Raw genomic sequence first — 25,625 nt, 5'->3', positions numbered from 1 at the left:
CGCGGGGGCCTCAGCGCAGGAACAGTGCGCCGAGCCGGCGGGCGGCGAGCCACACCCCGACGCCGGCCATCACCACGAAGTAGAGGACGTGGCCGGCGGTCGCCCAGCTCAGCACGCCCACCGCGAGCGCACGCATCATCTCCACGGCGTGCCACAGCGGGAACACGCGGATCACCCACTGGATCGGCTCCGGGTAGACCGCGAGCGGGAAGAACGTGGCCGAGAACAGGAACATGGGCATCAGCACGATCTGGATCCAGTCCATGTGCTGGAACGTCTTCATCCAGCTCGTCACCGCCATGCCGAGGGAGGCGAAGCCCAGCGCCACGAGCAGGGCGCCGGGGATCATGAGCAGCGCCGTCCACGAGGTGACGAGCCCGGCCACGGTCATGACGATCAGGAAGCCGACCGCGTAGATCAGCCCGCGCAGCAGCGCCATCGCGATCTCCCCGAGGGCCACGTCCAGCGGGCCCAGCCGCGTGGAGAGCATGGTCTGGTACGTCTTCGCGTAGCGCAGCTTGAAGAACACGTTCCACGTGGAGTCGTAGATGGCGCCGTTCATCGCCGAGACCGCCAGCAGTGCGGGGGCGAGGTACATGCCGTACGGGACGGGGGTGCCGTCCGGGCCGGCCACGTCGCCGACCAGCGCGCCGAGCCCCAGGCCCATGGAGGCCAGGTAGAGCACGGGCTCGAAGAACCCGGAGAAGAACACCACCCAGTTGTTGGACTTCAGGGACAGGAACGCCCGCTCCATCACCGCGCGCACGTTGCCCGAGTACGCGCCGGCCAGCGGGCCGCGGCGCACGGGGATCTCGGGCATCGGCGGCACGGCGGCGGCGTGTTCCCGCACCACCGACGACGACGGCGCGGCCGGGCCCGCCTGCGCGGCGGCGGGCGTGACGTCGGCGCGGGCGGCCCCGGTGCGCGCGGCACGGCGGCCCAGGCGCGGGGCACGGTCCCGGCGGGCGGCCGTGACGGCGTCGCGGTCCGGGGTGCCGCGGACCCAGCCGAGGCGGCGCGTGTAGATCCGCACCGCGAGCCAGGCCCCGCCGAGCGCGAGAACCAGCAGGAACGCCACATGCACCACGGTGAGCCAGACCGGCTCGGCCATCCCGTAGGAGAGCACGCGGCCGAGCTGGGCGGCATGCCACTGCGGGGAGAGCCAGCCGATCCAGCGCAGCCACACGGGCAGTGCGTCCAGCGGGTAGAAGGTGGCGGAGAACAGGAACAGGGGCATGACCACGAGCCGCTGCAGGGTGGCGAACTGGCCCTTGTCCTCCTTCAGGGAGGCGGCGAACGCCATGATCGGCGCGCCGACGGCGAGCCCGCCGAGCGTGGCGGTGAGGACCTGCACCCACGCCCACGGGCTCGAGACCACGCCGAACGCCAACATCACCAGCAGGAACACGGCGGCCTGGAACACGAACCGCAGGCTCACCGCCACGAGGTGGCCCAGGGCGATCTGCGCCGGAGACAGCGGAGTGGCCTGCGCCGCGTAGTACGTGCGTTGCCACTGGAACCCGCCCATCACCGGGTAGGAGAACTCGACGGACGCGGTCATCAGCGCGCCCGAGGCCAGCAGCGCCGGGGCGATGAACGCGACGTAGGAGACCCCGCCCAGGGCGTCCTGCGGCATCCCCCCGCCCATGAGCTGGGCCAGGCCCAGGCCCATGGCCAGCAGGTAGAGCACGGGCTCGCCGAGCGCCCCGACGAGCAGCACCGCGCCGTAGCGACGCATGTTCCGCAGCTGGTGTTCGGCGTAGAGCAGGACGCCGCGGCGCCTCACACGCTCCGCGGACTCGGCGGCGGTGTGCGGCGGGCGCAGCGGCCCGGCGGGCGTGGTGGGGGACGGCACGGGTCAGTCCACCAGGGTGCGGCCGGTGAGGATGAGGAACACGTCCTCGAGGCTCGCGCGGCGGGTCAGCGTGGTGACGGGGGCGGGCAGGGCGCCCTCGTCGACGAGGCGCTGCACGACGTCGTGCAGGTCGTCCGCGCGCCGGGCGTAGACGAGGACGCGGTCCGGGAGGACCTCGACGCGGTGCACGACGCCGTCACCCGCGTGGGCCTGGACGGTGCGGGCCGCGGCCTCGTTGCGGTCCGCGCCGAAGCGCGCCTCGAGGACCTCGCGGGAGGCGTACTCGCGGATGAGCTCGGCGGGGGTGCCGGCGGCCATGATCTCGCCGCCGTCGACGACGACGAGCCGGTCGCACAGCTGCTCGGCCTCGTCCATGTGGTGCGTGGTCAGCAGCAGCGTGGTGCCGCGTTCCTTGAGCCGGTAGAGGCGGTCCCACAGGATGTGGCGGGCCTGCGGGTCCAGGCCCGTGGTGGGCTCGTCGAGGAGGAAGAGGGCCGGCTCGTTGACCAGGGCGCGGGCGATCACGAGCCGGCGCTTCATGCCGCCGGAGAGGTCGGTGACCTTGGCGTCCGCCTTCTCGGTGAGCTGGGCGAAGGCCAGCAGCTCCTCGGCCTTGGGCCGCAGGTACGAGTAGGGCAGGCCGAAGTAGCGGCCGTAGATCAGGATGTTCTCCCGGGCGGTGAGCTCCTCGTCCAGGTTGTCCTGCTGGGGCACCACGCCTAGGCGCGCGCGCACGGCCGGCCCGTCCTCCTCCGGGTCGATGCCCAGGATGGTCAGCTCGCCCGCGGTGCGCTGCGAGGTGCCCGCGAGCATGCGCATGGTGGTGGACTTGCCCGCGCCGTTGGGGCCGAGCAGGCCGAAGCACTCGCCGGGGCGCACGTCCAGGTCGATGCCCTTCACGGCGTGGAACTCGCCGTACTGCTTGCGCAGCCCACGGGCACGGATGACGGAGGCGGGGGCCGGGGCGGCGGGCAGAGTGGTGTGACTCACAAGCCGACAGCATAGGCGCACCACCCGCCCGCACGCGTCCCGCCCCCTCGGCGGCGAACCCTGCGATATGGCCCCCATCCGGGGTGGATGGGGGCCATATCGCAGGGTTGGTCGCGGAAGTGGGAGAGGTCAGGCTCCGGCCCGCTCCCCCGCCCAGTCCTCGCCGTCGGCGGCGCGCTCGGCGGCCTCGACGACGTTCGCCAGCAGCATGACGCGGGTCATCGGACCGACGCCGCCCGGGTTCGGCGCCATCCAGGACGCCTTCTCCTTCACGGCCGGGTCCACGTCACCCAGGACGCGGGACTTCCCGTCCTCCCCGGTCACGCGGGAGACGCCCACGTCCAGGACGATCACGCCCTCCTTGACCTGCTCCGGCTTCACCATGTAGGCGGAGCCGGCGGCGGCGATCACGACGTCGGCGCTCGCCAGCAGCTCGTCGAGGTTCGTGGTGCCGGTGTGGGCCAGGGTCACGGTGGCGTTGACCTCGCGGCGGGTGAGCACGAGGCCGGCGGGCCGGCCGATGGTCACGCCGCGGCCGATCACGAGCACGTGCTTGCCGGCCAGCTCCACACCGTGGTGGCGCAGCAGCTCGACGCAGCCGGCCGGGGTGCACGGCAGCGGCGAGTCCAGCTCGCCGCCGACCGAGGCCACGAGCCGGCCCAGGTTCATGGGGTGCAGGCCGTCCGCGTCCTTGTCCGGGTCGATGGCCTCGAGCACCTTCTGGGTGTCCACGTGCTTCGGCAGCGGCAGCTGGACGATGTAGCCCGTGCAGGCCGGGTCCTCGTTCAGCTCGCGCACGACGTCGAGGATCTGCTCCTGTGTCGCGTCCGCGGGCAGCTCACGCTGGATGGACTCGATGCCCACCTCGGCGCAGTCGCGGTGCTTGCCCGCCACGTACTTCTGCGAGCCGGCGTCCTCGCCGACGAGCAGGGTGCCGAGGCCCGGGGTGTGCCCGCGCTCGGCGAGGGCGGCCACGCGGCCGCGCAGCTCCTCCTTGATCGCGGCGGCGGTGGCCTTGCCGTCCAGGACCTTCGCGGTCATCGGCGGCTCACCAGCCCTCGAGGCCGTCGTACAGCGGGAAGTCCTCGGTGAGCTTCACGACGCGGGCGCGCAGCGCCTCCACGTCCGGGCTCGGCTTGAGGGCCTCGGCGATGACGTCGGACACCTCGCGGAACTCGGCCTCGCCGAAGCCGCGGGAGGCCAGCGCGGGGGTGCCGATGCGCAGGCCGGAGGTGGTCATCGGCGGACGCGGGTCCCACGGCACCGAGTTGCGGTTCACGGTGATGCCGACCTCGTGCAGGATGTCCTCGCCCTGCCTGCCGTCCAGCTGGGACTCGCGCAGGTCCACGAGGACCAGGTGCACGTCCGTGCCGCCGGTGAGCACCGAGATGCCGTGCTCGGCCATGTCCGGGGCGGTCAGGCGCTCGGCCAGGATCTGCGCGCCGGCCAGGGTGCGCTCCTGCTTCTCCTTGAAGTCTGCGGAGCCGGCGATCTTGAAGGCCACGGCCTTGCCCGCGATCGCGTGCATCAGCGGGCCGCCCTGCTGACCCGGGAACACGGCGGAGTCGATCTTCTTCTTCAGCTCCTCGGTGGAGAGGATGAAGCCCGAACGGGGGCCGGCGAGGGTCTTGTGCACGGTGGAGGAGACGACGTCGGCGTGCGGCACCGGGTTCGGGTGCAGGCCGGCGGCCACGAGGCCGGCGAAGTGGGCCATGTCCACCCAGAGCCGGGCGCCGACCTCGTCCGCGATCGAGCGGAAGGCGGCGAAGTCGAGCTGGCGGGGGTACGCGGACCAGCCGGCCACGATCACCTTGGGACGGGCCTCGAGGGCCTTCTCGCGCACCTTGTCCATGTCGATGCGGTGGGTGTCCGGCTCCACCTCGTACGCGGCGATGCTGTAGTTCTTGCCGGAGAAGTTCAGCTTCATGCCGTGCGTCAGGTGGCCGCCGTGCGCCAGGGACAGGCCCATCATCGTGTCCCCGTGGTCCAGCAGCGAGGTCATCACGGCCACGTTGGCCTGGGCGCCGGCGTGCGGCTGGACGTTGGCGTGCTCGGCGCCGAACAGGTCCTTGGCGCGCTGGATGGCCAGGTTCTCGGCCACGTCCACGAACTCGCAGCCGCCGTAGTAGCGGCGGCCCGGGTAACCCTCCGCGTACTTGTTGGTCAGCACCGAGCCCTGCGTCTCGAGGATGGCGCGCGGCACGAAGTTCTCCGAGGCGATCATCTCGAGCGTGCCCCGCTGGCGGCCGAGCTCGTCCGCGAGCGCCGCGGCGATCTCCGGGTCCACCTCGGCGAGGGGCTGGGTGTTGATGTCGGGCGTCTGCGTCACGGGGGTTCCCTTCGAACGGGGGTCTGTGCGGCCGGAAGGCTCCGGTGCCCTCCATCCTAGTGACCGGGCGCCGTCGTCGGTCCTGCGCGACGGCGGCCCGCGGCCCCGGCGACCGACCCCGGCACACGGTTCTTTTGACTGATTCAGAAATATGCCAAGATCGGGGGTGACGCCGCCCACCGCGCCGATCGGTGCGCGGCCGACGTCGATCGACGAAGGAGAGTTCCATGACGGAGTACCAGAAGACGACCCCGCACGCGACCGGTTCCACCCGCCAGAACGGCGCCCCGGCCGTCAGCGACCGCCAGTCCCTGACCGTGGGCAGCGAGGGGCCCATCGTCCTGCACGACACCCACCTGCTGGAGACCCACCAGCACTTCAACCGCATGAACATCCCGGAGCGCCGCCCGCACGCCAAGGGCTCCGGCGCGTTCGGCGAGTTCGAGGTGACCGAGGACGTGTCGAAGTACACCAAGGCCCTCGTGTTCCAGCCCGGCACGAAGACCGAGACCCTCCTGCGCTTCTCCACCGTGGCCGGCGAGCTCGGCTCCCCGGACACCTGGCGCGACGTGCGCGGCTTCGCGCTGCGCTTCTACAGCGAGGAGGGCAACTACGACATCGTCGGCAACAACACCCCGGTCTTCTTCCTGCGTGACCCGATGAAGTTCACCCACTTCATCCGCTCGCAGAAGCGTCTGCCGGACTCCGGCCTGCGCGATGCCACCATGCAGTGGGACTTCTGGACCAACAACCCCGAGTCCGCCCACCAGGTCACCTACCTGATGGGCCCGCGCGGCCTGCCCCGCACCTGGCGTGAGATGAACGGCTACGGCTCCCACACCTACCTGTGGGTCAACGCCCAGGGCGAGAAGCACTGGGTGAAGTACCACTTCATCTCCCAGCAGGGCGTGCACGGCCTCTCGAACGACGAGGCCACCAAGATCGCCGGCGAGAACGCCGACTTCCACCGCCAGGACCTGTTCGAGTCCATCGCCAAGGGCGACCACCCCAAGTGGGACCTCTACATCCAGGCGATCCCCTACGAGGAGGGCAAGACCTACCGGTTCAACCCCTTCGACCTGACGAAGACGATCTCCAAGAAGGACTACCCGCGCATCAAGGTCGGCACGCTGACCCTGAACCGCAACCCGGAGAACCACTTCGCGCAGATCGAGTCCGCCGCGTTCAGCCCGAGCAACACCGTGCCGGGCATCGGCCTCTCCCCGGACCGCATGCTCCTGGGCCGCGCCTTCGCGTACCACGACGCCCAGCTGTACCGCGTGGGCGCCCACGTGAACCAGCTGCCGGTGAACCGTCCCAAGAACGCGGTGCACAACTACGCCTTCGACGGCCAGATGTGGTACGACCACACCGGCGACCGATCCACCTACGTGCCGAACTCCAACGGCGACTCCTGGTCGGACGAGACCGGCCCGGTGGACGACGGCTGGGAGGCCGACGGCACCCTGACCCGCGAGGCCCAGGCCCTGCGCGCGGACGACGACGACTTCGGCCAGGCCGGCACCCTCGTCCGCGAGGTCTTCTCGGACCAGGAGCGTGACGACTTCGTGGAGACCGTGTCCGGCGCGCTGAAGGGTGTCCGCCAGGACGTCCAGGCCCGCGCCTTCGAGTACTGGAAGAACGTGGACGCCACGATCGGCCAGCGCATCGAGGACGAGGTCAAGCGCCACGAGGGCGACGGCATCCCGGGCGTCGAGGCCGGCGGCGAGGCCCGCATCTGACGGCTCCCTCCCCCGGCGGGCGCCCGCGCGGGCTCCGCTGAACGCACGGCGGCCGCTCCCTCACACGAGGGGGCGGCCGCCGTCGTCGTGGGGCGGTTGTTCCGGTCAGCGCTTGCCCCAGCGGCGCTCCTGCGCCTGGGACAGCTTGTCCTTGACCACCTTCACGACCTTATCCTTGGCGGGCACGGCCACGTTGTCCCGCAGCGGGACGGCGACCTTGTCACGCACGGTCTCGAACGCGGAGGCCGCCACGGCGCCGGCCTGGGCCAGCTTCGACCCGCCCTCGGCGTCCGAGGCTCGGGTCTCGTCGCGGTCCGCCCGCAGGTCCGGGAGGGCGGCGCCCTCGGTGTCGTCCTCGGCGGGCTCCTCATCCGTGGGGGCGGAGGAGGTGGAGGTGTCCGGGGCCACGGTCGTGGGCGTCGACGACGTCGGCGCAGCAGTCCCGGCGGTCCCAGCAGTCCCGGCGGTCCCGGCGGCCCCGGCGGCTGCCGCCGACTGCGCGGCGCGGGCCTCGCGGCGGGTCGCCGGGGTGGCGTCCTCCGCACGGTCGGACGAGGTCGCGGTCGGATCCAGCTCCGGCGCGCCGCCCAGGGGCGTGGCCGGCGTGGTGCCGGCGTGGGTCTCCGGGGCCTCGGCCCGGCGGGTGGCCGGGGCGGCCTCGAGGGAAGGGCGCTCGGCTGCGGGCTCGACCGCCGCCGGCTGCGCGGCGTCCACGCGATGGTCCTCGGTACGCGCCGGCTCGCGGTCCGCCTCGGCCACGCGCCCGGGCACCCCGGGCGTGCCGTCGATGCGCAGGGCCCCGGCGGCCGAGCGATCCGCCCCGGCGGCGCCGGCCTGCTGGGCCTGGTCCAACTCGGCGGCCACGACGGTGACCGAGCCGTGCGCGGTGGTGGCGACCGTGTGCGTCTCGAGGTGCTCGCCCTGCGGGACGGGGATCGCGTCCGTGGCGAACTCCTTGGTGGGGGTGTGCTCGGTGGCGACCTCGGCGGCGGGGACGGTCCCGTGCACGTGCTCGGGAGCCGGGGTGAGGTGGCTCCTGTGCTGCGGAGCCTCGGCGGCCGGTGCCGCCGGGGCGGGGGTCTCGGTCACCGGGGACGGGGAGGCCGGGGTCGCCGGGACGTCCGCCGCGGGCGTCTGCTCGTCCAGGGTGACGCCGGAGCCGCCGGCCACACCGGCCGCGCCCAGGCCCACGGTGTCCGCCTCGCGCGCCGTGCTCGGCGCCGCCGGAGCGGGGCGCAGAGTGCCCCGGGTGGCCGGAGCCGCGGCGTCGCGGCGGTGGGTCTGAGCGGCGGCGTCGGCGCTCGGGGCGTCGTGCTGGTCCACGGTCACCCCGGCACCGCCGGCCACGCCGGCGCCGGACTCGTCGGTCTCGCGGTCCGCCGCGGCGGTGTCGAACGCAGCCAGACCCCCGGCGGGCCTCACGGCGGGCGCCGGGCGCACGTCCTTCTCGGCCGCCACCTCGTCCAGGCGGGAGAGGCGGGTCGGGGCCGCGGGGGCGGCCGCGGCGGCGGCCGCCTGCTCACCCGGGGCGTCCGCGGTGATGCCCCGGCGCTCGAACCGGGTCTCGGCCGCCTCGGCCTCGGCCTCGCGACGACGGCGGGAGGCGATCACCGAGAGGATGATCAGGATCAGCAGCACGACGATGATCGCCGCGATGATCCAGTAGAGGGTGGACTGTGGCATGGGGGTGCTCCTCGGTCGTCTGGGGCGACCGGCCGGGCCGGGCGCCGCGTCTTGCTTCCCGCGCCGCCGCGCGGCGGGGAACCTGGTCTTGAGGATGACACGGGGCCCGGCCCCCCGACCAGGGATCAGCCCCGTCATCCCGCGGTTCCGCGCGGCCGGCACCGCCTACCATCGACGCCATGGACACGGCAGCCCTCTCCCCCAGCCCCTCCCCCGCCTCCGGCGCGGAGCACGCCCGCGTGCTCACGCTGGCCTGCACGAACCGCAAGGGCATCGTGCACGCCGTGACGGGCGCCCTGCTGGGCGTGGAGGCGGACATCACCGAGTCGCAGCAGTACGACTCCCCGGACACCGGCGACTTCTTCATGCGCGTGGAGTTCGTGACCCCGGCCACGCGGGAGGACATCGAGCAGGCGCTCGCGCCGGTGCGCGAGGAGTTCGGCATGCGCATGGGCCTGTGGGACGCGGCGCAGCGCATGCGCACCCTCGTGATGTGCTCCAAGGACGGGCACACCCTCAACGACCTGCTCTTCCAGCAGCGCGCCGGCACCCTGCCCATCGAGATCCCCGTGGTGGTCTCGAACCACCTGGACCTGCAGCCGCTCGCCTCCTTCTACGGCGTGCCCTTCATCCACGTGCCCGTCTCGAAGGACCCCTCGAGCCGGGACTCCAAGGAGGCCGCGGAGGACCGGCTGCGCGACCTGATCGCCCAGTTCGACATCGAGCTGGTGGTCCTGGCCCGCTACATGCAGATCCTCTCGGACGAGCTGTGCCGGGACCTGGCCGGGATGGCCATCAACATCCACCACTCGTTCCTGCCCTCCTTCAAGGGCGCCCGCCCCTACCACCAGGCGCACGAACGCGGCGTGAAGCTCATCGGCGCCACCGCCCACTACGTGACCGCCGACCTGGACGAGGGCCCGATCATCGCGCAGTCCGTGCAGCCGGTGACCCACGCCCAGACCGCCGCCGACTTCGTGGCCCGCGGCCGCGACGTCGAGGGCTCCACGCTCGCGCAGGCCGTGCGCTGGCACGCCCAGCACCGCGTCCTCGCGGACGGCCGGCGGACCGTCGTCTTCAGCTGAGCCCGGGACGACGGCGCCACGCGGCGCCGTCGTCCTGCCCGCCTAGGTGTTGTGGGTCATGAGGTTCTTGACACGAGGCACGGGCTGAGATGAGACGAGCGGGCTCCGCCCCGCAGGATGGGAATTGCGACATCCACTCATCCGCGGAAGGAAGCCCGCTCGTGACTCACGCTAACGCACCTCTGACCCCCACCGGCCGGCTGCGCATGGTCCACCGCCACCTGAACGACGGGATCCCGCAGTCCCACGTGGCCGCGGAGTTCCGCGTCAGTCGGCCCACGGTGGCCACCTGGGTCGCCCGCTACCGTGCCGAAGGCGAGGCAGGACTGCAAGACCGGTCGAGCCGGCCCCATCGCTCACCTGCCCGGCTCGACCCCGCGATCGTGGCCGAGCTGGAGGCCCTGCGCCGGGCCGAGAAGTGGTCCGCCCGGCGCATCCATCACCATCTGGTCGGCGAGGGCCACCAGGTGTGTCTTCGCACCGTGGGGCGGTGGCTGCACCGGGCCGGGATCTCCCGCCTACGGGACCTGACCCCAGCCGGAGAAGACCTCCGCCGGCAGCCGGCCCGGAGGATCACCGCGAGGGGGCCAGGGCACATGGTGCACCTGGACGTGAAGAAGATCGGACGCATCCCTGAAGGGGGAGGCTGGCGCGCCCACGGAAGAGACAGTGAGGCGGGGCGTGCTTCCAAGCGGGGGTCTGGCCAGCGGGTCGGCTACACCTACCTACACTCGGCGATCGACGGGTTCACCCGCCTGGCGTACACGGAGGCGCTGGAGGATGAGCGGGCGGTGACCACGATCGGGTTCTACTGCCGGGCCCGCGCGTTCTTCGCCGCTCACGGCATCACCGCGGACCGGGTGGTCACGGACAACGGGAACAACTACCGGGCCGTGGACTTCACCGCGAAGGTGGTCTCTCTCGGGGGCCGGCATCACCGGATCCGCCCCTACACGCCAAAGCACAACGGGAAGGTCGAGCGGTACAACCGGCTGATGGTCGATGAGGTCCTCTACGCCCGCCCCTACACCTCAGAGCGGGCTCGGCGTGAGGCCCTTCAGGTGTGGGTGAATCACTACAACTACCATCGGCCGCATACCTCCTGCGGAGATGCTCCACCGGCCTCGTTGGCCCCGGTGCGTGTCAACAACGTCATGCCCTCCTACACCTAGGCTGGTGGCATGGCCCACATCATCACCGTCGCGGGTGCCACCCCGCGCATCCACGAGTCCGTCTTCCTCGCCCCGACCGCCGCGATCACCGGCGACGTCGAGATGGCCGAGCGCTCCTCCGCCTTCTACGGCGCCTCCGCCCGCGGCGACTCCGCCCCCATCCGGGTCGGCGCGGGCACCAACCTGCAGGACAACGTGGTGCTGCACGCGGACGAGGGCTTCCCGTGCACCCTCGGCGCCGGTGTCTCCGTGGGCCACTCCGCCGTGGTGCACGGGGCCACCGTGGAGGACGACTGCCTGATCGGCATGTCCGCCACGGTGATGAACGGCGCGGTCATCGGCGCCGGCTCGCTCGTGGCCGCCGGCGCCCTGGTGCTCGAGGGCACGCAGGTCCCGGCCGGCTCGCTCGTGGCGGGCGTCCCCGCGAAGGTCCGCCGCCCCCTCACGGACGAGGAGCGGGAGGGCCTGAAGAAGAACGCGGCCACCTACCTGCGGCTGTCCGCCGCGCACCGGGACGCCGTCGCCGGCTGAACTCGGCCCGGAGGATGTGGGACGGTGGGCACCATGCCCACCTCTTCCGCTCTCCCCCGCACCACGCCCGACGACGTCCCCGAGCGTCTGCTCATCCTCCCCGCGGCGCAGGACGTCGCCGGCACCCCCTACGCCCACGCCCGTCGGCTGGCCGAGCGGGCCGTGGCCGACGTCGGCGGCGCCGTGGTGACCGAGGGCGACACCTCCGCCACGGCCCTGCTGATGGTCCGCCCGATCCCGGTCGATGCGCTCGCCGCGGCCCTGACCGCCCACCCCCGGGTGAGCTGGGTGCAGCTCCCATTCGCCGGGATCGAGCCGTTCGTCCCCCTCGTGCGCAGCCGCCCGGACATCGTGTGGACGTCCGCCAAGGGCACGTACGCGCCGCCGGTGGCCGAGCACGCACTGCTGCTCACCCTGGCCCTGCTGCGGGACCTGCCCGCGCGCGTCCGCGCCACCACGTGGGGCCCCTCCTCCGGCCGCACCCTGAACGGCCTGAACGCCGTGGTCGTGGGGGGCGGCGGGATCGCACAGGAGTACATCCGCCTGCTGAAGACCTGGGACGTGCACGTCACCGCGGTCCGCCGACGCGCGGGCGAGGTGCCCGGCGCGGACCGCACCGTCACGACCGACCGCCTCGACGAGGTCCTGCCCGGTGCGCAGGTCGTGATGATCGCCGCGGCCGCCACGGACGAGACCCGCGGCCTGTTCGACGCCGACCGCCTCGCCCTCCTGGACGAGGACGCCGTGCTCGTGAACATCGCCCGCGGGACGCTGGTGGACACGGACGCCGTCGTCCGGGCACTCGCGGCGGGCCGACTGCACGGCTACGGCACGGACGTCACCGACCCCGAGCCGCTGCCGGAGGGCCACCCGCTCTGGACGGAGGAGCGTGCGCTCATCACGCCGCACACGGCGGACACCCCGGAGATGTGCGTCCCGCTGCTCCACGCGCGCGTCGAGCGGAACCTGCGGGCCCGCGCGGCCGGGACGGAGCTGGAGGGCCTGGTGGACGCCGAGGGCGGGTACTGACCCGCCCCCGGCGTCCGCGGTGCCGGCTCAGCGGCGCGGCGCGTCCGCCTCGCGTTCGGCGGCATCGCGCTCGGTGGCCATCTCGATCTGGCGGCGGCGCTCCTCGGCGGCCCGGCGGGTCAGCTCCGCGCCGACCTCGGGGTCGCGGGTGAGGTTCTCACCGGTGGTCGGGTCGAACAGGTGCACGCGGGTGGTGTCCACCCACAGGCGGGTGGGCGTGCCCGGCCGGGCGCGGGACTCGCCGGAGAGGGTGGCCACGACGACGGGGCGCAGCTCGTCCGCGTCCAGGTCCTTGGCCAGCGAGGAGAGCATCTCGGCCACGGCCGGGTCCGGATCGAACTCGATGTAGCCGTACTGCTCGTGGCCGAGCCACTCCAGGTGCGTGAGCGTCGCGTCGAAGGTGGAGCCCTGGTCGCGGCGGCTGTCCTCCACCAGCTCGGCGTCCTCGAAGAACTCCGGCCGCAGGCCGAGGAACACGATGTCCCGCCCCTCGGCGGCGCGGGCCTTCTCGGGCGGCACCGGGATGTCACCGATCGGCGAGGACAGCACGTGGCCGCCCTCCTTCTGCTTCAGCGAGGCGGGCAGGAAGTTCATCGACGGCGAGCCGATGAAGCCGGCCACGAACAGGTTGAGCGGCTGCTCGTAGAGCTCGCGCGGGCTGGCCACCTGCTGCAGCTCGCCCTTCTTGAGCACGGCCACCCGGTCGCCCAGGGTCATGGCCTCGGTCTGGTCGTGCGTCACGTAGACGGAGGTGGTGGCCAGGCGGCGCTGCAGCTGCGAGATCTCCGCGCGCATCTGCCCACGCAGCTTGGCGTCCAGGTTGGACAGCGGCTCGTCGAAGAGGAACGCGTCCGCCTCGCGCACGATCGCCCGGCCCATGGCCACGCGCTGACGCTGGCCGCCGGAGAGGTTGCCGGGCTTGCGCTCGAGGTGGTCCTCGAGCTCGAGCACGCGGGCGGCGTCGCGCACCTTGCGGTCGATCTCCTCCTCGGAGGGCTTGTTCTCCTTGATCAGCCGCAGCGGGAAGGCGATGTTCTCGTACACCGTCAGGTGCGGGTACAGCGCGTAGTTCTGGAACACCATCGCGAGGTTGCGGTCCTTGGGGGCCGCCTCGTTCACGCGGCGGCCGTCGATCAGCATCTCGCCGTCCGTGATGTCCTCGAGGCCCACGATCATGCGCAGCAGGGTGGACTTGCCGGAGCCGGAGGGGCCCACGAGGATGACGAACTCGCCGTCCTCGATCTCCAGGTTCACGTCCTTGATGGCGTGGAAGCCGTCGTCGTAGGTCTTGTCGATGTGGTTCAGGGTGATGGAGGCCATCGGGGGGTCCTTTCGGGAGGTCTCGTGCGCGGGCCTCAGCCCTTCACCGCGCCGTTGGTCAGGCCGGCCACGATCTGCCGCTGGAACGCCAGCACCAGGATCACGATCGGGATGGTCACGATGATCGCGGCCGCCGAGATGGCCCCGGTCGGCGACTCGAACTGCGAGGCGCCGGTGAAGAAGGCCAGGGCGGCGGGCACGGTGCGCGCGGTCTCGGTGGAGGTCAGGGAGATGCCGAACACGAAGTCGTTCCAGGCGATGAAGAAGGCGATGATCGCCGTCGTGAAGACGCCGGGGGCGGCCAGCGGGACGATCACCTTGCGGAACGCCTCGAGCGGGGTGGCGCCGTCCACCTGCGCGGCCTGGTCGAGCTCCCACGGGATCTGGCGGAAGAACGCGGCCAGGGTCCAGATGGAGATCGGCAGGGTCAGGGACAGGTAGGGGATGATCAGGCCGATCCACGTGTCGTACAGCCCGAGGGTGCGCCACATGTTGAACAGCGGCGTCACCAGGGAGATGACGGGGAACATCGAGACCATCAGGGACACCGTGAGCACGAGCCGCTTGCCCGGGAAGTCCAGGCGGGCGATCGCGTAGGCGCACAGCGTGGCCAGGATGACGGCGATGATCGTGGCGATCACGGTGATGCCGATCGAGTTGCGCAGCGCCGTGAGGAACAGCTCGCGCGAGCCGCCCACGAAGATCTCCTCGTAGTTCACGGTGGACCACTGGGTGGGCAGCAGCTTGCCGTTGGCGAGGTCGGCGGGCGTCTTGAAGCTGGTCGCGAAGATCGAGAACAGCGGGAAGAGGCACCACACGCCGATCACGACGGTGAGGATCCACCACAGCGCGGTGGCCTTCCCGGTGCCGCGACGGTGGGGCGCGCGGGCCTCGGGCCCGCGGCCTTCAGGGGCGCGGCCCTCGGGGGCGGGAGCGGATGCGGCGGTGCTCACTTGGAACCTCCTCGGTCGGCCAGGTCCACCTTGAAGCCCTTGACGGCGATGACCGCCATGAGGGCCACGCACAGGAACAGGATCACGGAGACCGCCGAACCCATGCCGATCTCGAGCCGGCCGATGGACGTGCGGTAGGCCAGCAGCGAGAGGACCTCGGTGCCGTAGGCGCCGTTGGTCATGATGTAGATGGAGTCGAAGATGCGGAACGCGTCCATCGCGCGGAACAGGACGGCCACCATGATCGAGGCCTTCATGTTCGGCAGGATGACCAGCTTCATCCGCTGCCACCACGAGGCGCCGTCGACGGCGGCGGCCTCCGTGAGGTCGCCCGGCACCTGGGCCAGACCGGCCAGCAGGAGCAGGGAGATGAACGGCGTGGTCTTCCAGATCTCGGAGAGCATGATCACGAACAGCGCGGTGCTGCTCTGCGCGAACCAGTTCAGGTCCGCGTCGACGCCCGGCACCCACTCGAACCAGGCGTTGATGTAGCCCGAGTCGATCGAGAACATGTAGAACCACGCGAACGCGGAGACCACGGTGATGATGCCGTACGGCACCAGGATGATCGTGCGGATCAGGCCGCGGGTCTGCTTGATGGCGTGGTGCATGGCCAGGGCCAGCAGGAAGCCGAGGATGAGCTCGACCACCACGGTCACCACGGTGATCAGCAGGGTCACCCCGAGGTCCTTCCAGAACACGGGGTCCGTGAGGATCACGCTGTAGTTGCCCAGGCCCACGAACTCGCGGTCGCCCGGGGCGGTGAGCCGGTACTTGAACAGCGAGTCGTAGAGGGCCTGCAGGATCGGGTACAGGACCACGAACAGCATCACGAAGAACGCGGGGCCGGCCAGGAGCCAGCCGAGACGCGCCTCGGACTTCGCGCGCTGGGACTTCACCCGGCGGGGGTGGCGGCCCTCGGCGGCGCGCGGGGTGGATGCGGCGGGTGCGGTGTCGACGTGGCTCACAGCAGACGCTCCCCTCTCAGGACTTCCTGGATGAAGTCGTCGGTCTCGGCGGGGGTGGACTCGGAGACGCCCGACGGCGGCGCGTAGCGCTGCTGGATCGCGGTGGAGACCTCGTTGTAGTACGGGGTCTGCGGACGCGGGGCGCCGAGCTCGAGGGACTCCCGGATGGTGTCCGCCATGGGGAACTTCTCGGCGACCTCGGGGGCGTCGTAGGCCGCCGGGTCGGCGGGCGGGTTGCCGTTCTCGACGAAGTACTGGCTCTGGTGCTCGGTGGTGGTGATGCAGGAGATCGCGTCCCACGCGAGGTCCTGGTGCTCGGACTTCGCGCCCACGCCCAGGTTGATGCCGCCCACGGGCGGCGCGGCGTCCTGGTCCTCGACGGTGCGGGGGTAGACGGCCCAGCCGATGTCCTCGGGCAGGTCCGTCGGCAGCGAGCCCTCCTCCACGGAGCCGAGGGTGGCCGGCCAGACGAACGGCCAGTTGACCATGAACGAGCCGTTCTTGCCCTGGAAGAGCAGCATGGAGGCGTTCTCGTCCTGGGTCGGCAGGCCGGCGCTTCCGAGGCCCTCCTTGCCGATCGTGGAGATGATCCGCGCGGCCGTGCGGCCGGCCTCGGAGTCGAGGTTCGTGGTGACCTCGTCCGTGGGCGCCTCGGCGTTGGGGATGATCTGCTCCCCGCCGCCCTCGATGAGCGCGTTGAGCCACACGGTCATGGACTCGGCCCGGGCGCCCTGGACGCCCAGGTCCTTGTCCTGGCTGCGGGCGACCTCGATCAGCTGGTCCCACGTGACGGGCTGGGACATGTCCAGCCCCGCGGCCTCGGCGACCGACTTGCGGTACCAGAGCAGCTGCGTGTTGGCCCAGAACGGGACCGTGACGAGCTCGTCCTTCCAGCTGGCGGCCGCGAGGGCGCCCTCCAGGGCGTTGTCCTTCGCGTACGCCTGCATCTCCTCCGGCACGGGGGCCAGGAAGCCGGGCTCGGCGAGCTCGGGGACGAACGGCGGGTCGAGGGACATGATGTCCATCGACGTGTCGCCCGCGGCGAGGCGGCGGGTCAGCTGCTCGCGCTGGGAGGCGGCGTCCGTCGGGAGCATGGAGGTCTCGATCCGGTACCGGCCGTTCGCGGCGTCGGTGCATTGGGCGGCGATCTTCGCCTGCCCGCCGTCGTCGGGGTTGGTGTACCAGGTCAGGGTGGGCGTCTGCTCGGCCGGGGCACACCCGGCCAGGATGAGCGCGCCCGCAGCGACGGCGCCGGCCAGCGTGGCCCGGCGCCGTTGACGTGCCCGCGTGTCGTGTCTCACAAGTGGAACCTCATTCGATGCGAGTCGGATGTGACGGCCATCATCACGCATCGGAGCGATTCCTGCACGTTTCGCGGGCCCCTTTCTCAGCGGGCGCGGCGGTTCGTCCGGGCGGTCGGCTCCGCGGCGGCGGGATCCTCGGGCCACGGGTGCTTGGGGTATCGCCCGCGGTTCTCGGCGCGGACCTGCGCGTAGGGGCCGGCCCAGAAGGACGGCAGGTCGGCGGTCACGGCGAGCGGGCGGCCTGCCGGGGAGAGCAGGTGCAGGACCACCGGCTCACGACCGTCCGCCACAGCGGGGGTGACACGCGCCCCGAAGAACTCCTGCAGCTTGGCGGCGACCACGGGCGGGGTGTCCTCGTGGACGGCCGGGTAGTCCACGACGACGCCGCGCCCGCTCGGCACGGGCAGGCGCTCGGGGGCGAGCTCGTCCAGCCGGCCCGCCTCCGGCCAGGGCAGGGCGCCGCGCAGCAGCGCCTCGGCGTCCAGGCGTGCGAGGGGCCGTCCCGCGGCCAGGTCGACCGCGAGCCCGTCGACCAGCGCGTCCAGGCCGGGCAGCGCCGTGTCCGAGAGGTCCGGCCACGGGGCGCCGAGGACGCGGTGGAGCAGGTGCACTCGGCGGCGCAGGTGTTCGGCCCGGCCGCGCGGGTCGAACCGGGCGAGGCCGTCGGCGGCGAGCGCGTCGCGCACGGCCTGCGCGGCGGCGTCGGGGGCGACGGGTGCCGGCGTCTCCGCCAGCACCAGCGCGCCCAGCCGGTCCACGCGGCGGCCGGTGAGCCGGTCCCCGCGCCAGTCGGCGGTGTCCTCGGTGCGCCGCAGGACCGCTCCGGCCCGTTCGGCGAGGGGCCGGTCGATCGGCGCGGCCGCGCGGATCACGGCACCCGTGCCGGCCGCGTCCCCGGCCACGCGGGCGACCTCGGCCACGGCCAGCCACTCCTGCCCCGCCAGGCCGCCGCCGACGGCGTCGCGGGGCAGGGCCGCGCGGGTGCCGGAGGCGAGCAGGTATGCCCCCTCCTCCCCCGCGCGTCGGGCGATCCACGCGGGGAAGGCCAGGGCGGCCACGAGGCCGGCGGGGTGCCGCCGCGCGGTGGCCGCCTCGGGCCCGGGCCCGTCCGGCTCCCGCGTCTCCGGGGCGTGGTGCGCGTGCCGACGGGCCAGGCGCTCGAGCCGATCCGCCTCCCGGCGCCACCGCCCGGCCTCCGGGTGCCGGCCGTCCCGCAGGGCCGCGACCAGCGCCTCGAGGTCGGCGCCGGGGGCGCGCAGGTCCAGGGCGAGGGCCGCCGTCGCCTCGGCCGCGGGGCGGGGCCCCGTCCACGGTGCCGCGCGCAGGAGGGCGTGGCCGAGGGGCGGGTCCAGGGGCAGCTCGGCCAGGACGGCGCCGTGCGGGGTGATGCGCCCGTCCGTGTCCACCGCGCCGAGGGAGGCGAGCGTCCGCTCGGCGGCGGCCATCGCGTCGGCCGGCGGGTCCTCGGGCAGGGTCAGCCCGCGGCCGCCCGGGGCGCCCCACGCCGCGAACGCCAGGCCCACCGGCGCGAGGTCGACGACGGCGAGGGCCGGCGTCGGGGCGGCGGGCGCGGTGCCCAGGGCCGCGGCGGTGTGGCAGCGGACCATGGTGCCGGGGCCGAGGCGGGCGGCGCGGCCCGCCCGCTGGCCGGCGGCGGCACGCGAGGCCTGGACGGTGACGAGCCCGGCCATGCCCCGGCCCCGGTCCCGGCGCGGCTCGCGGGCCAGGCCCGAGTCGATGACGAGGCGCACCCCCGGCACGGTCAGTGAGGACTCGGCGACCGCCGTCGCGACGACGACGCGCGGCACGGCGGGGTCGGCGCGGCCGGCGAGCGCGGCGTCCTGGTCGGCGGGCTCCTGGCGGCCGTGCAGGACGCGGACCTCGGTGTCCGGGGTGAGGGCGGCGACGCGCCCCGCGACCGCCTCGACCTCGGCCACGCCGGGCAGGAAGACGAGGGCGTCCACGGTCGGGTCGGCGTCGAGCGCCTCGGCGTGGGCGCGCGCGACCGTGGCCGCGACGTGGTCGAGGAAGGCCCGGTCCACGCGGCCCTCGGCGGTGAGGCGGTGGCCGCGGAAGGGGGCGTGCTCCTCGCGCAGCGGGTGCAGCACGGCCGGGGTGGAGACCACGGGCAGGGGCGCCTCCTCCCCCATGCCGCGGGCCCAGCGGGCGGCCAGGGCCGCCGCGTCCACGGTCGCGGACATGGCCACGAGCGCGAGCTCGGGACGCAACTGCCGCAGATCCGCGAGGAGGGCGAAGAGCACGTCCGTGTCCAGGTCCCGCTCGTGGACCTCGTCCAGGACCACCGCGCCCACGCCGTCGAGCCCGGGGTCGGCGAGGAGGCGGCGCAGCAGCAGGCCCGGGGTCACGAACTCGACGGCCGAGGCCCCGCCGCCCGCCGCGTCGCCGCGCACGGCGTACCCGACGGCGGCGTCCGCGACCCGAGCCCGCGCGTCGGGGCCGGCGCCGGGCTGCGCGTCGGCCGCGGCGGCCAGCATCGCCGTGCGCAGCCGCCGCCACGCCGCGCGCACCGCGACCCGCCGCGGTTGCGTGACCAGGACGCGCCCGCCGCCGTGGTCCGAGAGCCGGACCGCGAGCGCGGGCGGGACCACGGTGGTCTTGCCCGTGCCCGGGGGCGCCTCGACGACGGCCGCCCCGCGCGCGTCCAGCGCCGCCTCGAGGTCGGGCAGGGCGGCGGTGAACGTCAGCCCGGCACCGAGGCGGTCGAGGGCGGCGGCGAGGGCGGTGGGGACGGCGACGGGATCGGCGGGGGTGGGCATCGGGTCCATTGTGCCCGCGCCGCCGAGTCGGCCGGTGGCTGAGCCGTGACCCGGGGGTAGGGTCAGATTCCTACGGCGACAGGAGCGAAACATGGGCCGCAGGATCGCATTCACGGACGTGGACGTCTCGAACGACGGTGTCGTCACCTGCGCCGTCCATCGCGACGGGGAGGCTCAGGAGCTCTGGTTCCGTCTGCCCTACGCCTTCACCCCGGCCCCAGATCTCATCGCCGCGGTGTACGCCGGTCTGTGCGGTGAGGTGTTCGACGAGGTCCAGATCGACCTGCCGATCGGTCCGCGGCTGAGCGCCGCCATCGAGGAGATGACGGGCGCCCGCGTGGAGCACGCTCCGGGCACGGACCGCAGCCGCGAGCCCGGCACGGCGCAGGCGTTGAACTTCTCCGGCGGTTTCGACTCGCTGGCGGCCCGGCTCATCATGCCGGAGGCCCATCTCGTCTCCCTGGACTTCGGCGGACGGTTCGCCCGGGAGCGCCCCGTGTACTCACGGTTCCCCACGCACATCGTGGAGACCAACCTGGTGGATCTCGGCCTGAACCTGCACGGCACCGAGGCGTTCATGTCCTCGGCCGGCATCCTGCTGCGGGACGAACTGGACCTGGCCGTGCTGGGCTCCGGCGACATTCAGGCCTCGTCCCTGCCCGCGGTGTTCACCGGGCCGGTCCCACAGCGGACGACTCCGGTGGCCGAGGTCCTGGGGCTCGGGCCAGCCTCCCCCGTGGCCGGCGTCTCGGAGGCGGGCACGATGCTTGTCTGCGCGCGCCGTCGGCCGGAACTGCTCTTGGACGTGCTGGCCTCCGTGGCCCACCGCGGAGAGGTGAAATACCACCGCAAGCGGCTCCTCCTTGAGGCAGTGGCGCAGCGTGCGGGACTCGATCTCGCCCTGCCGGCCCTGCCCGTGCTGGGGCAGCCGCGAAGGTGGGGTGCCGTGTTCGCCGACGACCTCGCGGCCCTGTATGTGCTGCGCGTCCTCGGGCCGGAGGCCGCATCCCTCCTCTACAACGAGGAAGGCATCCCCGGTCCCGTGCTGGAACGCATCCCGGCCACGTCTCTGGCCTTCATGGAGCGGTTCAATCCGCAGGCCTACGCGGGACTGCCCCCGGAGCTGCTCGGCGAGTGGTACGCGCGGCTGCTCCGCCTGGGCGTGCCGCCCTACGAGCGTCAGGACTGGTTCGACGCGGCCACGGCCATGAAGGCCGTGCGCAACCAGCTCTGAGGCCGCCGTCGACGCCTCCGCCACGCTGTCCCGGACCTGCCCCACTGACTAGGCTGTGACCCATGACCACACCCGTCCAGGAGCACCTCGATCGCCTCACGTCGGCCCACGCGGGTGAGGGGGAAATCCCGGACGGGCTGGGCGTCGCGATGCTCATGGTGGACGGGCACCGCTACGTCTCCGGATCCATGACGTCCGTGCCCCTGGCCACGCTCGCCTCTCCCCTGTTCCACGCGCAGGCCCTCGAGGACCTCGGCGCGGTGCGGGTGGGCGAGCGCGTGGGGGCCGCCCCCGTGCGCGACCTGGACCACCGGGTCGAGGTGGACGCCGTGACGGGTCTGCCCCACAACCCGCTGCAGAACGCGGGCGCGGTGGCCACCGCCTCCCTCGTGAAGGGCCGCGGTGGCCGCGACCGCACCGCACGCATGATGCAGCTGCTCTCCGCCCTGTTCGACCGCGAGGTCACCGTCACGGAATCGGCCGCCCGCGCGGAGAACCGCGCCCAGCACCACACCCGGTCCGCTGCCTGGCTGATGAAGTCCCTCGACACGCTGGACGCCGACCCGGAGACGCTGCTCGAGGACATCGCCACGGTGCGTGCCGCCGCCGTGACCGTGGAGGACCTCGCCCTGCTCGCCGGCACCCTCGCGCACGGCGGTGTCCACCCCGTCACCGGGGACCGCGTGCTGAGCGAGGAGACGGTCCGCGGTGTGCTGTCCGTGATGGACTCCTGCGGCATGGACACCCGGGACTCCCGATGGGCGTACGACGTCGGCCAGCCCGGCTGGGCGTCCACGCGCGGCGGCACGGTGCTCGTGGTGGTGCCGGGCCACCTCGGTCTGGCGCTGCAGTCGGACACGACGGATGAGAACGGGCTCGGTACCGCGGCGATGGCCGCCCTGCGGACCATCGTCGAGGACTTCGAGCTGCACCCGTCGGTGGTCACCGGCTCCCCGCGCGCGGCCCTGCGCACCCACTATCGGATCGACCAGGCGCCCTCGGGCACGGTGCGCAGCGCCGTCGTCCTGGAGGCGCTCGGGCGGTTCGCGGACACCGTGCACGTGATGGAGCTGGGCGGTCACCTCGGCTTCAGCCAGGTGGACGCGATCGCCCGCGTCAGCCGCGGTCTGCCGGAGGCCCTCGAGACGCTCGTGGTGGACATGCGCTCGGTCAGCTCCATCTCCCGTCCGGCCCGGCTGCTGGTGGCCCAGTGGTTCGCCCGCGCGCTGGGCAACGGGCTCGACGTCGTCGTCGTGGACCGGGACGCCACGGAGATGAAGGAGCTGATGGCGGCCGTCGAGGAGTCCGTGGAGGTGGACCTGCCCGAGCCGCTGCAGGATGAGGCCGAGGGGGTGGACCCCGCCGCCGAGGGCGCGCAGTTCGTGTTCTTCGACTCCCGCTCGCGTGCCGCCCAGTGGGCTGAGCAGCGGCTGCTCTCCCGGCACGCCCCCCACCTGCTGCCGCGGGACGCGCAGGAGGCGGCCGTGGCACCCCTGCTGCAGCACCTCTCCGCGGACGATGCGCGTCTGCTCGAGTCCATGATGGACGAGCGGGTCTACTCGGACGGCCAGATCATCCGTCGCGCCGGCCAGCCGTTCGGCGGCATCTACGTGATCGTCTCCGGCACCGTGGAGCTCTCGGGGCAGGGCACGGGAAACCGCCGCGTGCGCCGCACCCTGCTCACCCCGGGCATGACGTTCGGCGAGATGGCCCTCGGCCAGCCCGGCCGCCAGCCCTCCACCGTCCGCGCGCGCGGGCCGGTCACGGCGCGAGTCCTGACCGCCCAGGTGATGGTCGCGCTCCAGGAGGGCTTCCCGCAGCTGGCCCTGGCCCTGTGGGAGGCGCTGGCCCGCGACGCGTTCACCGCGCTGAGCCAGCTCATCCGGGAGACCGGCGCGCTGCAGGATTAAGGCGCCGGTTGTCCCGCTGGCATGGACGCCTCGAGTGCGGGGCCTAGGATGTCGAGGGTCTGTCACGTGACCGAAATGAGAGCCGCATGAGCCCCCAGTCTTCGCGCCCGTCGTCGTCCCCGGTGGACGTACAACCCCTCATCCGTCGGGCTCACGATCGAGGTCTCACTCTGACGGTCGCCCCGGAGGTCCCGGCAGGAGAGATCGTGAACGATCGGGTCCAGCCAGCCCAGGACGCCGCCGCGGTATGGGTGGCCGCCACCGAAGCAGGCGAGGCGGTGCTCGCCGACGACGCGGTCACGGCTCTCCGGGAGCTCTTGCACGGACCGGCCGACATGCGGCGTGACATCAGCGATCACGTGTTGCTGGTGCCGGGGGCTGAGCAGCTCCCGTGGCAGGACATCATCCCTGAGGCCCAGGGCCTCGCCCTGCTGTACAACTTCTCCCCTTTCCAGGACACAGGCTCCACCGTGGCCTCTAAACGATTGCGCCAATTCGGCGCATCCGTGGACGTGATCGCCTGCTCGTTCCTGCATCACAAGAAGGCCGACCCCACAATCGAGCGGATCTCCGCCCCGTACGTGAAGTCCAAGCACTTCCTGCCCTTCGCGCCGAACTGGGGCCACTGGACCGCCCACGCCGCCTTCGCCACCCGTGCCGCCGACATGGCGGAGCGGTACATGGCCGCCCGGCAGGACCCATATGAGTTCCTCTATACGCGCGCCATGTGGTCCCCCTCCCTGATCGCGGGCGCCCTGGTCAAGCTGCGTCATCCAGAACTGCACTGGGTGGCCGAGTTCTCAGATCCACTCTCCCAGGATGTGGAGGGCAAGCACCGCGGCGGGCCGGTGCTGGAGGACGCCTGCTCCAGCATGCTGATCACGGCGCTGGAGGAACGCCATGGTGCGCTGACCGAACAGGAGCAGACCGTCTTCGCATTGGCCGAGTTGGTGGCGTTCGCCTTCGCGGACGAGATCATCTTCACGAACGCCCTCCAAATGAAGACCATGCTGGACGGACTGGAGCGCCAGGATCTGCGGGAACGCGTCCGTGGCGTGGCCACGGTGAGCCACCACCCCGCGCTGCCACGGCCCTTCTACCGGATGGCCCACCCCGCTGTCGAGGTGAGCTCTGAATTCCTGAACATCGCCTATTTCGGCGAGTTCTACTCCTCCCGAGGACTGGTCGAGGTCACCTCCGCCATGCGGAGCCTCCCCGAACACCTCCGTGAGCGCACGCGACTCCACGTGTTCACGAACTACGTACCTGCGGCTGAAGGCGGACAGCGGCCGCGGAATTTCTCCCCGGCCCAGTACGACTCCCTTGTGCGCCGTGCCCTCGACGGTGTGGGGGCCCACGGAATCGAGCACCTGGTGTCCTTCCACCCCTCCCTCCCGTTCTTGGAGTTCCTTGCCGCCACGGATGCGTTCGACCTCCTCGTGGTCCGAGACGCGGCTACAAGTGGGCACCACGCAGTGAACCCCTACCTGCCGTCCAAGTGGAGCGACTACTCGGGTTCGTCCGCGGCCACGTGGGCGATTGTGGAAGAGGGCAGCTCGATGTGGGTGATGGGCCCGGCCCTGCAGTCGCCACTGGATGACGTGGCGGCGGCGCGCGAGGTCCTCTGGACCGCCGTGGAGGACAAATTCGGATCGATGGAGGCGCACGCGTGAACGAGGCACCCGACACACCCCGCACCGCGCTGGATGAGGCATTGGCTCCGACTCCGGCCGAAGACGCAGGGAGCGTCGCCGAGGGGGTGGACCTCGGCCCATGGCTTCGTCTGCCCGCCGTCCACCATCACGTGGAGACCGTCGTCGTCGGCGCCGTGGACATGCTCGAAACCGTGCGGAGGGTGAGCCCCGCCATGCCCGGCATCCCGGGCGCCCTGCTGCACCAGGTGTCCCTTCCGCGTGTAGACACCCTTGTCGTCGACTGGCATGCGTTCTCCTCGGGCCCCTGGATGGGCGCACTCAACACCGGTGCCGCAGCGTTGCATCGTGAGCTCCTTGAGGCGGCGTCGCACGTCCAGTCCAACGGCGGCAGAGTTCTGGCCCTGGCCTACGGCCGTCCCCAATCCTCAGCGGAGACCGCCCTGTACGACGCATGCACCGCGGACCTTGCCGAGTCGCGGAAATCGGGCCCCGCCGACGACACCGCCCACACCCCTGTGTGGGCTGCCGTACACAGCGTCGGTCTGGCCCGCGGCCGTTCACACACACCCCACGAGACGGAGGTCCGCTGACATGGCGTTGGTCCTGTTCGCCCCAGACGTACCCGTACGTCGCAGCCCTGCCGCCCGATCGTGGGTCCTCGGAATGTGTTACTCACTCCGGGAAGCCGGTCACGATGTGCTTCTGCATCCCCGCGAAGAGAATCTCGGCGGTCTCGAACGGGAGGTGGCCGACCTCGGCGTCGAGCTCCTCCCCCACGACCCAGCAGAACCGGACCACGTCAACGAACATGTGCATCTGCCCCGCTTCCGAGCCCGGCGGGTTGTGGCCCATGCTCGGGCTCGCAGGGTGGACTTCGCAGTCGTGCAGGGCTGCGAGCTGTCCCTGACAGTCGCTGGCGGCCGCGCCCTCAGGGATCGCCTGATCTCGATCCCGGTAGACGAGCCCCACGTTTCTGGCCCCCTTTCCCCGTTGGTGGAGCGGCGATTTGAATCGTTTGTCGAAGGCAGCCGTCGCATCCTGGTGGTCTCCGACGTCCAACGTGCAGACCTGGAGTCTCGCTTCCCCGC

The 25,625-nt window shown here is 72.4% G+C and carries 20 protein-coding genes; 9 read left to right on the top strand and 11 right to left on the bottom strand.

Translation table 11 applies throughout. The annotated features are described in order from the left end of the window. Window positions 1–10: 10 nt before the first annotated feature. From AC3RKA_RS02200 to glyA, 4 genes are all read right to left on the bottom strand, one after another. The gene (locus tag AC3RKA_RS02200; protein WP_489727420.1) at window positions 11–1,855 is read right to left on the bottom strand and encodes an ABC transporter permease; all 1,845 of its coding nucleotides are present in this window, start codon (window positions 1,853–1,855) and stop codon (window positions 11–13) included. A 3-nt stretch (window positions 1,856–1,858) separates the two neighbouring features. After that, window positions 1,859–2,845: an ABC transporter ATP-binding protein gene (locus AC3RKA_RS02195; protein WP_489727419.1), complete on the bottom strand. Its 987-nt coding sequence runs from the start codon at window positions 2,843–2,845 to the stop codon at window positions 1,859–1,861. A 129-nt stretch (window positions 2,846–2,974) separates the two neighbouring features. Further along, window positions 2,975–3,886 (bottom strand): bifunctional methylenetetrahydrofolate dehydrogenase/methenyltetrahydrofolate cyclohydrolase, encoded by a 912-nt coding sequence (locus AC3RKA_RS02190; RefSeq protein ID WP_489727418.1) that lies wholly within the window; start codon window positions 3,884–3,886, stop codon window positions 2,975–2,977. 7 nt (window positions 3,887–3,893) lie between these two features. Continuing rightward, window positions 3,894–5,174 carry a serine hydroxymethyltransferase gene (gene glyA / locus AC3RKA_RS02185; protein ID WP_010079361.1) on the bottom strand — a complete coding sequence of 427 codons (1,281 nt, stop codon included), beginning with the start codon at window positions 5,172–5,174 and terminating at the stop codon, window positions 3,894–3,896. A gap of 227 nt (window positions 5,175–5,401) precedes the next feature. On the opposite strand from glyA, the gene AC3RKA_RS02180 reads away from it, so the two are divergent. Next, window positions 5,402–6,916: a catalase gene (locus AC3RKA_RS02180; RefSeq protein WP_002856605.1), complete on the top strand. Its 1,515-nt coding sequence runs from the start codon at window positions 5,402–5,404 to the stop codon at window positions 6,914–6,916. A gap of 105 nt (window positions 6,917–7,021) precedes the next feature. On the opposite strand, the gene AC3RKA_RS02175 is transcribed toward AC3RKA_RS02180, so the two are convergent. Continuing rightward, on the bottom strand, window positions 7,022–8,599 hold the full coding sequence (locus AC3RKA_RS02175; RefSeq protein ID WP_423449887.1) for a hypothetical protein: 1,578 nt from the start codon (window positions 8,597–8,599) through the stop codon (window positions 7,022–7,024). Window positions 8,600–8,778: 179 nt separating this feature from the next. Between AC3RKA_RS02175 and purU the strand changes: the two genes are divergently transcribed. From purU to AC3RKA_RS02155, 4 genes are all read left to right on the top strand, one after another. After that, window positions 8,779–9,684 (top strand): formyltetrahydrofolate deformylase, encoded by a 906-nt coding sequence (gene purU, locus AC3RKA_RS02170; protein WP_036314586.1) that lies wholly within the window; start codon window positions 8,779–8,781, stop codon window positions 9,682–9,684. Window positions 9,685–9,845: 161 nt separating this feature from the next. Next, complete coding sequence (locus tag AC3RKA_RS02165) at window positions 9,846–10,856, top strand: IS481 family transposase (protein ID WP_324701571.1); 1,011 nt, start codon at window positions 9,846–9,848, stop codon at window positions 10,854–10,856. A gap of 9 nt (window positions 10,857–10,865) precedes the next feature. Beyond that, window positions 10,866–11,387 (top strand): gamma carbonic anhydrase family protein, encoded by a 522-nt coding sequence (locus tag AC3RKA_RS02160; RefSeq protein WP_010079367.1) that lies wholly within the window; start codon window positions 10,866–10,868, stop codon window positions 11,385–11,387. A gap of 24 nt (window positions 11,388–11,411) precedes the next feature. Then, window positions 11,412–12,416 carry a D-isomer specific 2-hydroxyacid dehydrogenase family protein gene (locus AC3RKA_RS02155; RefSeq protein ID WP_431794306.1) on the top strand — a complete coding sequence of 335 codons (1,005 nt, stop codon included), beginning with the start codon at window positions 11,412–11,414 and terminating at the stop codon, window positions 12,414–12,416. A 27-nt stretch (window positions 12,417–12,443) separates the two neighbouring features. Here AC3RKA_RS02155 and AC3RKA_RS02150 read toward each other — a convergent pair whose 3' ends face one another. The 5 genes from AC3RKA_RS02150 to AC3RKA_RS02130 form a co-directional block, all read right to left on the bottom strand. Beyond that, window positions 12,444–13,736 carry an ABC transporter ATP-binding protein gene (locus AC3RKA_RS02150; protein ID WP_002856613.1) on the bottom strand — a complete coding sequence of 431 codons (1,293 nt, stop codon included), beginning with the start codon at window positions 13,734–13,736 and terminating at the stop codon, window positions 12,444–12,446. A gap of 35 nt (window positions 13,737–13,771) precedes the next feature. Then, complete coding sequence (locus AC3RKA_RS02145) at window positions 13,772–14,689, bottom strand: carbohydrate ABC transporter permease (protein ID WP_136940702.1); 918 nt, start codon at window positions 14,687–14,689, stop codon at window positions 13,772–13,774. Further along, on the bottom strand, window positions 14,686–15,657 hold the full coding sequence (locus tag AC3RKA_RS02140) for a carbohydrate ABC transporter permease (protein WP_489727417.1): 972 nt from the start codon (window positions 15,655–15,657) through the stop codon (window positions 14,686–14,688). The genes AC3RKA_RS02145 and AC3RKA_RS02140 overlap by 4 nt, the downstream gene beginning before the upstream one ends. Continuing rightward, the gene (locus tag AC3RKA_RS02135; protein WP_336265461.1) at window positions 15,654–16,958 is read right to left on the bottom strand and encodes an extracellular solute-binding protein; all 1,305 of its coding nucleotides are present in this window, start codon (window positions 16,956–16,958) and stop codon (window positions 15,654–15,656) included. Before AC3RKA_RS02135 ends, AC3RKA_RS02140 begins: the two co-directional genes overlap by 4 nt. An 86-nt stretch (window positions 16,959–17,044) precedes the next feature. Beyond that, entirely contained in the window at window positions 17,045–19,738 is a 2,694-nt protein-coding gene (locus AC3RKA_RS02130) for an ATP-dependent helicase C-terminal domain-containing protein (RefSeq protein ID WP_336265462.1), read from the bottom strand. A 91-nt stretch (window positions 19,739–19,829) separates the two neighbouring features. Here AC3RKA_RS02130 and AC3RKA_RS02125 point away from each other — a divergent pair, with 91 nt between their 5' ends. The 4 genes from AC3RKA_RS02125 (at window position 19,830) to AC3RKA_RS02110 (ending at window position 25,127) form a co-directional block, all read left to right on the top strand. Then, on the top strand, window positions 19,830–20,972 hold the full coding sequence (locus AC3RKA_RS02125; protein ID WP_169577973.1) for a hypothetical protein: 1,143 nt from the start codon (window positions 19,830–19,832) through the stop codon (window positions 20,970–20,972). A gap of 62 nt (window positions 20,973–21,034) precedes the next feature. Next, window positions 21,035–22,882, top strand: a complete 1,848-nt coding sequence (locus AC3RKA_RS02120; protein ID WP_489727416.1) for a glutaminase — start codon at window positions 21,035–21,037, stop codon at window positions 22,880–22,882. 206 nt (window positions 22,883–23,088) lie between these two features. Continuing rightward, complete coding sequence (locus tag AC3RKA_RS02115; RefSeq protein ID WP_489727415.1) at window positions 23,089–24,555, top strand: hypothetical protein; 1,467 nt, start codon at window positions 23,089–23,091, stop codon at window positions 24,553–24,555. Next, a complete protein-coding gene (locus tag AC3RKA_RS02110; RefSeq protein ID WP_489727414.1) occupies window positions 24,552–25,127 on the top strand; it encodes a hypothetical protein in 576 nt (191 codons plus the stop codon). The genes AC3RKA_RS02115 and AC3RKA_RS02110 overlap by 4 nt, the downstream gene beginning before the upstream one ends. Window positions 25,128–25,209: 82 nt before the next feature. Here the strand turns inward: AC3RKA_RS02110 and AC3RKA_RS02105 are convergent, their stop codons facing one another. Next, window positions 25,210–25,389: a hypothetical protein gene (locus AC3RKA_RS02105; protein WP_489727413.1), complete on the bottom strand. Its 180-nt coding sequence runs from the start codon at window positions 25,387–25,389 to the stop codon at window positions 25,210–25,212. Window positions 25,390–25,625: the final 236 nt, after the last annotated feature.

This window comes from Micrococcus sp. iso_229 (assembly GCF_058072725.1).
This window is presented reverse-complemented; position numbering and strand designations above follow the sequence as displayed.